Origin of the sequence: Candidatus Seongchinamella marina (genome assembly GCF_026262685.1) — a bacterium.
Lineage (GTDB): Bacteria > Pseudomonadota > Gammaproteobacteria > Pseudomonadales > Halieaceae > Halioglobus > Halioglobus marinus.
Genome location: NZ_SHNP01000006.1, coordinates 88,827 through 103,080 on the forward strand (window position 1 = coordinate 88,827; position 14,254 = coordinate 103,080).

The 14,254-nt window shown below is 51.0% G+C and carries 8 protein-coding genes; 4 read left to right on the top strand and 4 right to left on the bottom strand.

Going from position 1 to position 14,254, the window contains the following annotated elements; all coding sequences use genetic code 11:
* Positions 1 to 60: 60 nt before the first annotated feature.
* Positions 61 to 1,581 (bottom strand): molybdopterin-dependent oxidoreductase, encoded by a 1,521-nt coding sequence (locus EYC87_RS16285; RefSeq protein WP_279253798.1) that lies wholly within the window; start codon positions 1,579 to 1,581, stop codon positions 61 to 63.
* 286 nt (positions 1,582 to 1,867) lie between these two features.
* Here EYC87_RS16285 and EYC87_RS16290 point away from each other — a divergent pair, with 286 nt between their 5' ends.
* The 4 genes from EYC87_RS16290 to EYC87_RS16305 all read left to right on the top strand — a co-directional run bounded on the left by EYC87_RS16290 (position 1,868) and on the right by EYC87_RS16305 (position 9,486).
* Positions 1,868 to 2,770: a beta-keto acid cleavage family enzyme gene (locus tag EYC87_RS16290; RefSeq protein WP_279253799.1), complete on the top strand. Its 903-nt coding sequence runs from the start codon at positions 1,868 to 1,870 to the stop codon at positions 2,768 to 2,770.
* Between the two features lie 333 nt (positions 2,771 to 3,103).
* On the top strand, positions 3,104 to 5,695 hold the full coding sequence (locus EYC87_RS16295) for a TonB-dependent receptor (protein ID WP_279253800.1): 2,592 nt from the start codon (positions 3,104 to 3,106) through the stop codon (positions 5,693 to 5,695).
* A gap of 352 nt (positions 5,696 to 6,047) precedes the next feature.
* Positions 6,048 to 8,309, top strand: a complete 2,262-nt coding sequence (locus tag EYC87_RS16300) for a TonB-dependent receptor (RefSeq protein ID WP_279253801.1) — start codon at positions 6,048 to 6,050, stop codon at positions 8,307 to 8,309.
* 295 nt (positions 8,310 to 8,604) lie between these two features.
* Positions 8,605 to 9,486 (top strand): methylenetetrahydrofolate reductase, encoded by an 882-nt coding sequence (locus EYC87_RS16305; RefSeq protein ID WP_279253802.1) that lies wholly within the window; start codon positions 8,605 to 8,607, stop codon positions 9,484 to 9,486.
* Between the two features lie 216 nt (positions 9,487 to 9,702).
* Here the strand turns inward: EYC87_RS16305 and EYC87_RS16310 are convergent, their stop codons facing one another.
* The 3 genes from EYC87_RS16310 to EYC87_RS16320 form a co-directional block, all read right to left on the bottom strand.
* Positions 9,703 to 11,460, bottom strand: coding sequence for an amidohydrolase (locus EYC87_RS16310; protein ID WP_279253803.1), 1,758 nt, complete (start codon positions 11,458 to 11,460; stop codon positions 9,703 to 9,705).
* 130 nt (positions 11,461 to 11,590) lie between these two features.
* Positions 11,591 to 12,391, bottom strand: coding sequence for a tetratricopeptide repeat protein (locus EYC87_RS16315; RefSeq protein WP_279253804.1), 801 nt, complete (start codon positions 12,389 to 12,391; stop codon positions 11,591 to 11,593).
* 100 nt (positions 12,392 to 12,491) lie between these two features.
* Positions 12,492 to 13,982, bottom strand: coding sequence for a metallophosphoesterase (locus tag EYC87_RS16320; protein WP_279253805.1), 1,491 nt, complete (start codon positions 13,980 to 13,982; stop codon positions 12,492 to 12,494).
* Positions 13,983 to 14,254 lie beyond the last annotated feature (272 nt).

Sequence of the window (14,254 nt, forward strand, 5' to 3'; positions counted from 1 at the left end):
CCACCAAGGTTTTTTGGGTGCGCGGGTATCGAAGCATCGGCCTGGCGCAAGGGTTACGCCTTAGCGCGTGCCCTCGAACACAAAGGCCGATAACGCCTCTACTTCCGACCCGCTAAGCTGGCCACCATAGGCTGGCATTGCCCCTACGCCTTGCACGACCGCCGCCTCTATCTGCGCTAAACCAGGCTTTAACTTGTCCAGGTTCGGTCCCACCAGACCTTTCGCCTGGGCAGCGTCAAGCGTATGACACACTGAACAGTTGGGCTGTGACTGGGCAGTAAAAATGGCTCTACCTCTCTGTGCCGTTTTAGACAGCGTGTAGGTCTTTTCTTTGCTCGCCTGCTCAATAATCACATTCATTGGAACATCACCAGAGTCTGCTGACGCTGTTTCCGGAAGCTCGTCGACTGCCAAAATATTCAGACCGTGGTCGGCCCAGCCATTATTGCCATAACCGCGCTCATTGGGTATCGCCAATTCAGGCTGTATATCGCCTGCGCTGTCGATCGCGCGAGTGACGTATCGATTTTCTCCCACACCCAGAGTCACGCCAATGCTGAATGTGCGCCAGGCATTAACACCCAGGTCGGGGCCTATCCATTGCGCATCCTGCCAGCTTTTGCCGTTGTCACCAGAGACCTCTACCTTATCGACACCACGCTCGCCAGAAAAAGCGACCCCGTAGAGCATTGCTGCCCCTGCTTTGACTGGTCGGCCATTGGCACCGGGGCCATTAAGCCAGGACTTTACAGGCATACGCCACATGGAGGGGTGCTGCAACCCACCGCTCTCACCTATTGCACGGAGTCGATAGCCGGACTGTTGAATTTTTGCAGTAGACTCTTGCGCTGTCGCGGCCAGTCTGGTCAACCACTTCACATTGTTGACGCCGAAATAGCCGGGAACCAACAGCCGCAGTGGCCCACCGTGCGCCAATGGCAAAGGCGCGCCATTCATTTCCCAAACAAGCATGCAGTCCTCGAGACCTTTTTGAATCGGTACCGAGCGCTCAACAGCGACCATTGATGCATCGATACCCTCTGGCAAGGATTCGCCACCTGTGCCTGTTAGAAATGCCGCCTCATTACTAACACCGCCAAATTTTTCAAAAATATCGGCAACGGCGACACCCGTCCACAGTGCGCATCCAGCGGCACCCACACTCCATTGAGAGCCTGAAGGGTTGTGCGAAGAATAGGCTCGCCCATTGCCTGAACACTGCAGTACTGAAGCTACCGTCTGAACGCGCATGCTTTTAAGATCCCTCAAACTAAGGCTACCCGATCCAACACATCCTTCGACCTTGAAAGACCACTCATCGGCTCTGTCCAGAATGGACGCCGGGGGCATCGGGAGATTATTACGTACAAAGAAGCGCGACAGGGGGGTGATAGGACCAAAGCCGAAACTACCTCGCATAGTTTCTAGTGCCCATGGCAAATCGTTGTGGATCACGAAATCTGCTGCTTGCTTGTTAACAGGCAAGGTTCGGGCTGAACTGGCAAAACTGATGGGAGTCAACGCCAGTCCCACCGACGCTGCCAAAGACTTGAGAATAAAACGACGATTTACCGCATACATACCAATCACTATCTCCTAATGCGTTATCACTGTTGCCATGCGAAGTCCTTAATTGTCTTACCGCCCAGGGCCCAGATAGTCACTGCAACAGTGCATTGCCTATACAGTGCAATGGTGACTCGCTGGCTCCACTTCTAAATTATAGATCATGCGTTCAGCGAGCAAGCATTGGATATCCACTGACCGATCATAACGCTCGGGGGTACTCGTCGGCTTATTTCTACTGATGTGCAACGATAAGATTACAGGTAAAGTAATTACGACCCCGACTATCGAGAAATCTACCGTGCATGTTCCGCTTATCATTGAGGCATCCTTAAACGGTGCGACCAGCAAAGCGACTAACCCTAACGTACCCTACACGGACCAGGAAATCGTCGCCGATGCATTGTCCTGCATGAACGCTGGTGCGGCGCTCATCCACAATCACACCGATGAACCTGTCTTCGGAGGCTGCGGTGCAATGGATTACGAACGATACGCCAGACCATGGCGAGAGTTACTAAAAGAGCGCCCCGATGCGATTCTTACACCTACAATGCCGGTTGGCCAGGAGGGTGTTCCAGTAGCAACACGCTATAGTCACGTGGAACGCATGGCCGAGGAAGGTTTGTTAGCACAAGGCTTGTGTGACCCGGGCACTTTCAATCTGTCGATGCTGGATCAAGAAGGTCTGTTCGCGCCAACCGACATGCTGTACCGAAACGACATGCACGATTCTCGTTATTACGTTGAGGCCTGTGGTCGATTGAATATAGGCCTTAGCATTTCAATTTTTGAACCGAGCTTCCTCAAATTTGTGCTGGCCTACCACAGGGCTGGAAAGCTTCCCCCGGGCGGCCTTATCAAGTTTTATTTTGCATCTGATGAACTGCCTTTTGGAATGCCGCCCAGTATCGCCAGCTTGGAGGCTTACCTTGGCATGTTAGGAGACTGTGATCTGCCCTGGCTCGTATCGAGCTTTGGTGATGATTGTGTCCGCTGTGGAATCGCTGAAGAAGCCATAATCAGGGGCGGCCATGTACAGGTTGGTTTAGAGCCTTACGCAGGCCCCCGCCAGCCATCCAATGTAGAACTGGTCGAGGAAGTAGTGGCACTGGCAAAGCAATTTGGCCGACCCATCGCTACACCTGCCCAAGCCGCAGCTATACTTGAGTTACCCACTTATCCGGTACCTTTCGCCGCTTAGTGGCTACACCGCCGTCCATAACGCCATCTCAACCGTTACTTTCGTTAACGAGGTGGTGCTTGGAGCGCCAAGACCACCCCGAACTGCCCCATATTGCGTCTTATATTGACTCGCATAATGAAAAATTATTCAAAAGCTGAGCCTGAACAACCATCAAATTACAAGGCCTCATACGGCATATTTTTTGCATGATTTATGGGTGAGCATTAAGAAAGAACAACAGCTATACTGTTGCCAAGGGAGCGACTCTCAAATAAAAAAAACGCGCCCTGACTGATACGAGAGCTCGCTCACTTCACTATAACTATAAATAGAAGTCAAAGAGGAAGTTCTATGAAACATATGTCAAAGGTTGCGCCCCTGACGGCGGCTGTCGCACTGGCCTGGATACCCACGATAGCGTCTGCGCAAATACTCGAAGAAATCATTGTTACTGCACAGAAACGTGCCCAAAGCCTGCAGGATGTGCCCATCTCAGTGTCCGCTATGCAGGGTGAGAAGATACAGGAAGCCGGCATCGCCAACATGGCTGCCCTTGCAGATTACGTGCCTAATCTCCATATCGCTAATGCAGCGGTAAACACCAACATCTACATGAGAGGCGTGGGGTCAGGCAACAACCAGGGCTTCGAGCAATCTGTGGGTATGTATATAGACGGCATCTACATGGGCCGCGGCAGACAGTATCGCAATGCATTTCTGGATCTCGAGCGAGTCGAGGTTTTGCGCGGCCCCCAGGGCACACTGTTCGGTCGCAACACGATTGCTGGCGCAATTAATATTACGTCTGCCTCACCAACACCCGGCGACCCTGCCAATGGTGATATTGCCCTAGCCGCGGAAACCAATGGCGGCCTGGTCGTGGAGGGCGGTATTTCTGGCTCTTTGAGCGATAATTTAGCCGGGCGATTCGCCTTTAAATATCGCGAAACAGACGGCTTCATCGACAATACTTATTTGGATCAAGATGAGCCAGAGATTGAAGAGACGGCCATGCGCGTAACATTGGTATGGCAGCCTACTGACGATCTCGACATCAATCTCAAGTACAGTAACTCAAACGAAGAACGCGTCGGCGCGCCTTCAGGCGTCTGGCTCTGGCCGACACCCGCAGAGCGAGACGAATTTGTTCCTAATCGATCCGCAACTGCAGATCTGGTTTACGGCCTGATTGACACCAACTTCCCTGATTATGCCGCCGCGGCTGGTGAGGATTTTGAAACCTACAAAGATGGCGGCTACGGGTCTGGTACAGAGGTTGGCGTCGGTCGCTACCCTGACGGCGACGATGCCGAAGTTAACAACTTTGCAATGAATATCAATTGGCAAGTTGGCGACTACACCTTAACGTCGGTCACAGGCTGGTCTGATTATGAAGTGCAATCCGGCTCAGATGTCGACTGGACGCCACTACGCTTGATCGGGCGAGACGATGACCAAGACTTTGAGCAGGTCAGCCAAGAGTTCCGTTTTGCCTCACCAGGGGGTGATTTTATTGACTGGATGGCTGGAGTCTACTACGACTCGAGTGAGTTGGTGACCGATCGCCTTGTTGCCATCGACCTATCGGCGGATGATACCGTTGGAGATCTCATCGGAAGTAGCCTTAGCCCGGCGCTGCCTTCAATACCGCTACGAGACCTTGGAGACCTTGGCGCTCCATTCACCCCAGTCACCTCCTTAATCCCTCTGATTACAGACCCGCTATTGTTTTCTGGGTATTCATCGGATCAAATAGGGCGGAATCACCTGTATGAACTGGACTCTGAGTCCTGGGCGATATTTGCCCAAGGCACAGTTAATGTTACCGATAACTTCCGTGTCACCTTAGGTTTGCGTTATACCAGGGAAGAAAAAGACGTCTATAGTCGCCAATACCTGGTAGACGACACGTCAATCGCTGACGGTTCCAATTACAATACTCGGAGCGACGCATTTTATCTGGGCCAAGTACAAGCACAGAACTACAACACCTACGCCTACGAATACAAGGATGATCGCAGCACTGATGAATTGATTCCATCTGTTGTTCTGCAATACGACGTTGGTGATTACGGCATGGTTTATGCGAGCTTCTCTCAAGGTTTCAAGAGCGGCGGTTTTACCGCAGCAGATGACGGCGAGCCGGGCGAAGTTTCTTTTCGGGAATGGCCATGCACGCCAGAGGCTGACGGCTCTGTAGATGTTAGTGCGTGCTACGACCCCACCATACCCAACGACGACTTCGAATTTGAAGATGAAACGGTGGACGCGTTCGAGATTGGCGGTAAGCATACGCTGCTTGAGGGCTCAATGACCGTTAACTGGGCACTGTTTTATACCGAGTACGAGAACCTGCAGACCGCTATCTTTAAGGGCGTGGGATTCACCGTCAAAAACGCTGGCTCTTCAGAGATCAAGGGTTTGGAAGTTGATACTCGCTGGGCGGCTACCGATAACCTGCAACTCGGTTTGAGTTTCGCCTGGCTTGATGCAACTTATGCAGAGTTTGGCGATGCGCCTTGTACTGCTATTCAGCTTGACGCCAATCGCGAGTGCGGGATAGCGGGCAATGCGGGAAACAGTTACAACGACCTCAGCGGTGAACCCACTCTCTATGCTTCCGACACAGAGTGGTCGCTGTTCGCAGACTATAGCTACCCGCTTGGAGAGCTAGACTTGTTTGTCAGTGGTGAAGTTAACTATCGGGACGAGTACAGTCCTGCCGGTGACAACGATCCGATTGATATGGTTGACGACTATACTCGTTTAAATCTTCGAATCGGGCTGCGAGCGGAAGCTTGGGAAATCATGGCCTATGGTCGTAACCTTACCGACGAGGCAGTGATTATCCAGAGCTTCGACACGCCAACGGTTGCCGGTTCGCATTCACGCTTTATGGGTGAGGGTCAGGTAATAGGATTACGCGCTAAGTACATGTTCTAACTCAAGCGTAAGCTGAAAATAAGACCCGCACCGCAAGGCGCGGGTTTTTTTTGGCCCGAAAAGCAGGGCTACATAAATGCACCCGAAGTGAAAAACTAAGAAAAGCACGAATATCGCCAGAATCATTTAGCGAATAAGTCTCACCGATATCAATTCCCTCCCGACGACAGTCAATAAGCGCAAACTTTACTTAGCCAGTTCTCGCAATGACGATTCGTCTCTAAATTGCACCTACTGGACTTCACTAACAACCTACAGTAGGATTGGCCTTACCACTTGACCGAACTCACGCACCTCCAGCATAAAAAAATAAAAAGCTTCATAAAAACAGACACTTAAACAGGACAATGACATGAAAGGTTTGTTGAGATCAGCGCTATTACACACGACTATAACCGGGTTCGCTCTATTCTCGCTACTGGCGACGGGTATTGCATCAGCTCAAACCAGGACACTTGAGGAAGTTGTTGTCACTGCACAGAAGCGAGCCCAGAGCGTGCAGGATATTCCATTAGCGGTATCTGCCATCAGTGCAGAAACCATCGCCAAGCTTGGCATCGTGGATACAACCGAGTTAGTGAGACTAACCCCCTCGCTCACTGTTGCCCAAGGTGACAACAAACAAAACAGCAGCTTTCGGTTACGTGGTATCGGTACCGATGTGTTCAGCATCGGTGTCGAGCAAAGCGTCGCCTTTATTGTCGATGATGTTGCGGCGGTGCAGGCTGGACAGGCTATTTCGAACCTGGTGGACATAGAACGAATTGAAATATTGCGTGGTCCCCAAAGCACCTTATTCGGCAAAAGTGCTTCAGCGGGTGTCGTCAACATCGTAACCAAGGCACCCACCGAAACATTCGAAGGCTCGGTAGAACTCACCGCAACAGATGATGATGAATATAAAGTCCTGGCTGCAATATCGGGACCGATCAGTGACAACCTGGGTTACCGATTAACAGGCCATTGGAGCGATCGTGAGGGATATATCAACAACCTCAGCATTGGCGAAGATGTCAATGATAGTGAAAGCAAGGGTCTACGCGGTAAATTACAGTGGTCGGCCAGCGAAACCGTCGAAGCTGACTTTTCGGCCTATTGGTCTAAAGAGGAGACTACCTGCTGCGCGCTTACTTGGCTTGACCTAGACCCAGATGCAAAAGTGTTTGGCATAGTGCCAGGTGAAATTGCAGAGGGCATTACCCCATCAGATGAGAATTACGACTTCCGCTCGGAAGATGGGCCGGTTGATAGCAGCGAAAATTCGGGCGCTAACGTGAGAGTAAATATTGATTTGAATGACTTTATTCTTACCTCAATCACGGCCTACGATAATTGGGAGTACGCCAACGACGGCGACGTTGATTTTTCAAATGTGGATGTCTTTGGCTTTTTTACTGGCGGAGCGGTCCAGGGCGGCTTTTTCTCTGAATCCAACACAGAGACCGATTTCATATCGCAGGAATTTCGATTGCAGTCGCCTTCCTTTGATAACTACGACTATCTGATCGGCGCCTACTACGCGAAGGCCGAGACAGACCGTTCGTTCTTGCGTAACCCGGGCTTGCCCATTATTCCTTCAGATTGGTCAGGCGTCTCTGAAACTGAAAGTTATGCCTTGTTTGGACAGTTTACCTGGCGTTTTACAGAGGCCACCAGCGTCACTGGCGGACTGCGCTTTAATAATGAAGACATCTCGGTCGACTATCTCGATCAAATCAACTCTCTCGACCAAACAGTATCTGGCGATGATAGCGATTCCGAGGTTTTGGGCAGCCTTTCCTTACAGCATTTTTCGTCTGATGAAGTGATGTTTTACGCCAGATACGCACAAGGTTATAAGGGACAGGCCTACGACATCACTTCCGGATTTACGCAAGTTAAAGCTGACAATCCGGTGGCACCAGAAACATCGGACTCTTATGAAATTGGGGTCAAAAGCACGTTGTGGGATCAACGACTCTTGCTTAATGCGACCGCGTTTTACACCAAGTACGAGGACTATCAGGCTCAGAGTACTGCTGTAACCTCTGATGGCGAGCTTGTAATAAACATCAATAATGTGGGTGAGCTTGAGACTCAGGGAATAGAGCTGGAAAGTAAGGTATTACTTGGAGACAGTCTTACGCTGGCATTCAATACGTCTTACATCGATGCCGTCGTAAAATCTTTTGAGGGTGCTAACTGTTTCCCTGGCCAGACAGAGGCAGAAGGCTGCTCTGGCGGTACGCAAGATATTGTCGATGGAGAACTACCTAATGCGCCGGAGTGGAAGTACAGCATTATTGCCGATTACAGTAATGACTTGGGCGATATGTCTTTTTACGGCTTCATCAATTTTTCCTACACCTGGCAGGATGATCTCAACTTTTCACTTAACCAAAACCCGTTAACAAAGCACGACAGCTACGGAGTAGCAAACCTGAACCTGGGTATTAACGAGAAAGCCAGTGACCGCTATCGCGTGACACTCTTCGTCAACAACCTGACCGATGAAAATTATCGCTCTGGTATCGGCGACCTGCGGCAGCTTTATGGCGGAGCCACTTCACTGACGAACATCTTCGGAAGAGGCTCGCAACGGTATGCTGGCGTGCGTTTAAAATTCAACTTTTAACAACGCTCCATCAGTCTGCGGTCGGCTATTGAGTTTAGCGCGTTAAATCAGCCGAACCGCAGACCTGGCCCAGATAAGGGGCAGCTGCAAGCAATAATTCATCGGGCCAACGATGGCATTCCACAAGCGGATGCTGGCTATCGCAACTACCCCTGAGTGGGGTTTCCCCTGTTATTCCTCCCGAGACGAGTGCCAGTCAAACACTGCGCACTCGGGTGGCCATATCAATGATTTGCTCACTACCGATGTTTCATTTGTCCTATACTGGCGGTAAAAATTCGATCGAGGTGCCCTAATGAGTAGACTTGCCAACCGAATCAGTGCCGGACACTTTGTTGTCACCGGCGAACTGACACCACCAAAAGGTACAGATATATCCGGCCTTAAAGCACGCTCCGAACTACTAGCCGACCATATCGACGCTTTTAACGTCACCGACTCTCACGCCTCGAAGATGAGCCTTTCACCCATGGCTGCTGCCCACGAGCTGACGGTGCTGGGAGTTGAACCGATCCTGCAGATGACCATCCGAGACCGCAACCGCATTGCCCTGCAGAGCGATATGCTCGGCGCCTGGCTGCTAGGTGTGAAAAATCTGGTGTGCATGGGGGGCGACCCCCCACACCTGGGAGATCACCCAGAGGCCAAGCCGGTGTTTGATATATCGACAGAGGACCTCATCCAGGCCGCGGGCAATCTGAACAACGGCAAGGACATGATGGATAACTTGCTCAGCGGCAGCACCGGGTTTCATATCGGCGCAGTGGTAAACCCCGGAGCGGATGACATCGACAAAGAGATTGCTCGACTGGAGTCCAAGGTGGCCGCGGGCGCAAAGTTCTTTCAAACTCAGGCAATTTTTGATGCTGATCGGTTCGCCGGCTTCATGGAGCGAGTCAGTCACCTGGATATCGCAATTTTAGCGGGTATCATGCCGATCAAGTCGGTCAAGATGGCCGCCTTCATGAATGAAAAAATCCCTGGCATCGATGTTCCTGATCATGTGATCGATCGTATCGATGGCGCCGCAGATACTGTCAAGGAAAGCACTGCCGTTGCCGCTGAAATCATCAAAGCGATAAAGCCAATCTGCCAGGGGATTCATGTGATGGCACTGGGTTGGGAGGAACACATTCCCGGAGTACTTCAACTTGCCGGTGTCACACACGAAGAATAAACGGCCAATACGCAGCAGATATCTTGCAATTTTTCTGCCCAATGCTGCGACCGTACCCTCGCCGTTTCATGGGACTCCCTGCCGCCAGTCGCCGCATAGCCCATCCCACCCCCGTCATAAAAAGTAAGCATAACGCCCGTATCAACCGTGGTTGATGGCGGTTCTAGAGCCACTAACCGGGTTCTCAGGCAATCGCTCTATTGCGCATGGGCTTTATTAGGGGGCGGCAGTCGGGGCTGAATACACTAACTTGCCCTTCTTATACGTTGCCATTATTTGAATGTTCTTGATCGCCACAGGATCGATGGTCAGGGGGTTTCCATCAAGGATCACCAGGTCTGCCAGTTTACCGGGGGATATTGAGCCTTTACTGTTTTCTTCGCCGTATTGCCATGCGGCATCAAGCGTAATGGCCTTGAGAGCCTGACGTGGACTTATGCGCTCGTCCGGCCCAATCACCCGGCCTGTACGAGATAGCCTGTTAACTGCTGTCCAGACCGTGAACAGCGGGTCAAGAGGCGTCACCATGTAGTCGCTGTGATTAGTGAAATGAATACCGAGCTTAGCAGCGCTTTTCATCGGGCTCAGAAAAAAAGCTCTTTCTTCGCCAAGATTTTCTACATGAACATCGCCCCAATAATACGCATGGTTGCTAAAAAACGCCGGCACCATTCCATAGCGAGCGAAGTCCTCCAGCTGATCCTGGCGTATGAATTGAGAGTGGATGATTACCGTACGCGAGTCTTCCCCCGCCAGGGCTGCATACTTTTTATGTGAGTTCAGCAGTATATCTACTTCTGCATCAGCATTGGCGTGCACAAATGCGCGCAGGCCAGCGCCATAAACTGACGCTATTAAGGCATCCATTTCAGCGGGTCCAACGATCGGCTCGCCGCGCCAATCTGACTCACCTGAAGGGCTTTGAGTTAAGTACGGCTTTGTAAAAAAGGCAGTTTTGCCCTGTGGCGATCCGTCGCCGACAATTTTAATGCCTGCGAGCTTCAGGCCACCGTTGTAGTGCGCATAGCTTGCTTTTTCTTGGGCAAATTGCGGAATTTCTGCGTAAGAACCCAGCACTGCCAGGTCCAGATAAAAATCACCGCGTTTGGCTGCCGCCTTGTAGTCTAAAAATTCACGGTAGTGAGTAATCCCATCCTGCGCTGTGGTTATGCCATTGGACGCATAAAAGGCTTGTGCAAGCTTTATGTTGTCGGCCCGCTGTTTCGGGCTGACACTCGGAATCGCAGCGACTGCCGGAAACCATGCAGTTTCCATTATCAATCCCAGAGGCTCACTGCCCCCCTCGCGGCGCACAATAAGTCCGCCATCTGGCGTGGGCGTGTCCGCATCATAGTCAATAGCTTCAAAGGCTTTGCTATTGAGTACCGCGCCATGAAAAGACACGTGAATAATGATCACAGGGTTATTGGGAAATATTGTGTCAATGTCGTCGCGGGTGACATGACGACCTTCGTCCAGAGTGTCCTGATCATACCCATAACCAATCAGCCAATCTCCGGGTGCCAGTTTATTTGTCTGAGCCTGGGCTTGAAGCTCACCAATAATATCGGCAATGTCCTTCACATTGCCCACGGGTACGGCAGACAGGTTAGCCCAGCCCATGGCATTGACCGCCATTGAAAAGTGGCTGTGAGCATCGATAAATCCGGGCAGAATTGTGCGGCCTTGTAGCTCAAGACTCTCGGTGTGATCTCCGCGCAGCGCTTCAATTTCTTCAGTAGAGCCGACTGCCAAAATCTCTCCATCACGCACGGCGATAGCGTCTGGGCTTTCTAGCATGGTATCCATTGTAATGATTGCGCCACCGGTGATAATCAAATCTGCCGCAGCGGTACTTGAGTTGCTGTCACCTTGGATCAGCTGCGCGCTATCCGTCACCTGGGCACAACCAAGCACAATAACCGCACAAGTGATGAAAATAGAGAGATGTACTCGCCGTCGATTTTTTTTCACTTTCGCTAGTTCCTTATCCGTTGAGTCTGCACCGTGCTAATGCTTTCGCTTTAAGCCACTCTTTGCTTCGGGCAAGCTCAGAGAAAGCCTTAATATCTACTGGTTCGAGTAAAGATAAAGTAGCTCATCATCAGTTTTGATGAGTTTCCTGATCTGAGCGCCTCTGCTGTTCTAAATTCAACGTCAACTCCTCGAGTTCGGCTGTAAGTTGCTGATGAGCCGTAGTTTTTTTCAACACCTGCAACTGCTCGTGAGCAAGAGTGATATACATCAACGCATCGTCAAAACGCCCCGCCAATAGCTGCAATTCGGCCATTTCCGCCTGCCAGCCTGGCGTGGCTCTGAGTTTTGGGTCAAGGGTGGATAAGCGCTCGATAGCCGCCGAATAGTCACCTTGCTCCACCTCGAGACTTATGGCGTAACGTTGCAAACTCGATACCGGGCCTATTTCAACAATCCGCTCATCAATTGCTAATAGCGCTGCCTCTGGGCCGTACGCTGGCATAGCAGCCAGAATACGCGCCATCGAAAGGTAATATCCAGGTGCGAGTTGGTTGTCTATCGACATGAGTCGACGATAATCCTGCAACGCAGCGTCGTATTCCCCGGCGTCCCTCAGCAAACGAGCGCGGTAATCTAGCGAAGAACGGTGCTCAGGATGCAATTTCAGGTAACAATTGAACTGGCTTCTGGCGGCAGAATAGTCTCCCTGACGGTACAGCAGTAAGCCATAGACATAGCAGACTGCTGAAGGGTCGCCTAATGTCTCCGCCGTTGAAATATCTCTCCGGGCCATTGTTGGCTGATTGTTGTCAATGTACACACGTGCGCGGCGCAACAGCAGTTGCTGCTCTGGCTGGCGTTCAATTTGCGCAGTCAGAACTTCAAGTTTGTGCGCCGCAGAGGCATCTGCCTGGCAAAAGGCAGCCACAACTGAAAGGCTGCAACAAAAGATGAAAAAAGCAACTCTTGGGCCCCGGTTGATTGCCCCAAACTCTGGCAATAAACCGGTCAGTATCGGTCTGATAATTTCAGCGGGTCATGGTGAAGTAATCCAACACCGCTCCTTCAGCATTGATGAAGCTGGCCGTAAGTTGAGCGTCATTTACATCGATAACGACAGACCCTACTGTCAGATCACTGAAGAAATGTGCCGGATGAGGATAACCCTCGGATAGGGTCGTTACCTTGCCCCCATTACCAGCAACGGTGTAAACCACTTTGTCATCTGCACCACTGCGAGTCACCTGAGTGTATTGCTGATCGTCCTGACCACTGGCTGGCTCGCCATCATCATTGAGTTCAGCGTTTGTGGCTGGATCGTAAGTTGATGAAAGCCCGGTGTGGTCGCTCAGGTAAACGGAGCGTTCATAAATATGACTGTGTCCTGAATACGCCAAATCGACGCCATAGTCTTCAAATACAGGCGTAAACTCTTCGCGAATGGCAAAAATAGGTTGGTCTATATCAAACAGCTCATCGTCAGAATCGTGGCTCCCTTTGGTATATGGCGGATGGTGGAAAATAACAATTGTCCAATCAAGGCTGTTGGCAGATAGATCATCAATAAGCCACTGCAGCATTGCTGCGCGTTGGTCGTCATCGCGAATGGATAACTGGGAGTCCAGGCTGACTACATGCACATTAGCGTAATCAAAGGAATAATACTGTTCTGTTCCACTGGCCAGGCCACCGGCCTCTCCGTTAGCTGGCAGCGTGAATATATTCAGGTAGGGCATGGTGCTTGGCTCTGGATCTGGTCCGCCATTGTCCTCCTCCCCTAGCAGCTCATAACTTGAAATATCTGCTGACCGGGATATACCAAGAGAGCCCATTTCATGATTGCCGATGGTTGGCCATAGTGATGTGGTTTGAAGTAGCTCTGGATATACCTCAAAAATAGCGCGCTGGTGCTCCAGATCTGTTCCCTGATTGTAGGCATTGTCGCCAAGCATTAGAAACAAGTCTGCTGGCTCGCCATTATCGGCCTCTACCCAAGACAGAAACCCCTCTTTGACCATGGCTGCTTCCGGCTTTCCATAACCCGCTACGCCTGAGTCTCCCACAATCCAGATCCTGGTATTGCCATCGGCAGGTAAGGCGCCCCCCGCAGGTGACGTCCGAAATTGGCGTGACGCTGCAGCACTGGCGGCACCGCCCACTGAATAATAATAGGTGGTATCCGGTGAAAGTCCGGTCAACTCGGCCTCTAAATGTCCTGTTTCCGTTTCCGTGGCTGCGGTCAGGGACTCTTCTGGCATAAAGTCTATATCAGTGCCAAAACAGACATTATCGGCACCACCATCGCCCTCCAGGTCGCCTCGCCATTTAATAATGACTCGGTCTGTACCCAACTGCTGCAAAAAAAGCCGTTCGGGATTAATTTCTGCGCCACTGCACGCGACGGGGGCCGGTTCTGGTTCTGGCGCCGGCTCTGGAATAGTGTCGTTACGATCGTTATCGTCGCTGCAGCTTGCCAAAAGAATGGCTGCAAAAATGACTATCATTTTTATTGCTTTCATTATGAAGACTCCGCGGTAGCGTTAGCGTTAGCGTTAGCGTTAGCACACCCTGGTCGTTATTAAACTTTTTAGTTAACTGTATACCAACAAACTATAAAAGCATATGGATCAAAAACTTAAAACATGGAATATCCTCAGAGGGCAAACAAAATTAAAATCATCTTTCGCTGTGAGCCACGCTGTTATGACCTGGCCTTAGGCCTGTTGCTTGATCGAAGTATGCCCACCAATAAACCGACGCCCTGAGCAGGTATCTGCTGAAAACCCGGTAA

Bases quoted from the DNA above. Each gene is read 5' to 3' on its own strand.
- EYC87_RS16305 (WP_279253802.1), top strand. From the start codon at position 8,605: ATGAGTAGACTTGCCAACCGAATCAGTGCCGGACACTTTGTTGTCACC.
- EYC87_RS16320 (WP_279253805.1), bottom strand. From the start codon at position 13,982: ATGAAAGCAATAAAAATGATAGTCATTTTTGCAGCCATTCTTTTGGCA.
- EYC87_RS16295 (WP_279253800.1), top strand. From the start codon at position 3,104: ATGAAACATATGTCAAAGGTTGCGCCCCTGACGGCGGCTGTCGCACTG.
- EYC87_RS16285 (WP_279253798.1), bottom strand. From the start codon at position 1,581: ATGTATGCGGTAAATCGTCGTTTTATTCTCAAGTCTTTGGCAGCGTCG.
- EYC87_RS16300 (WP_279253801.1), top strand. From the start codon at position 6,048: ATGAAAGGTTTGTTGAGATCAGCGCTATTACACACGACTATAACCGGG.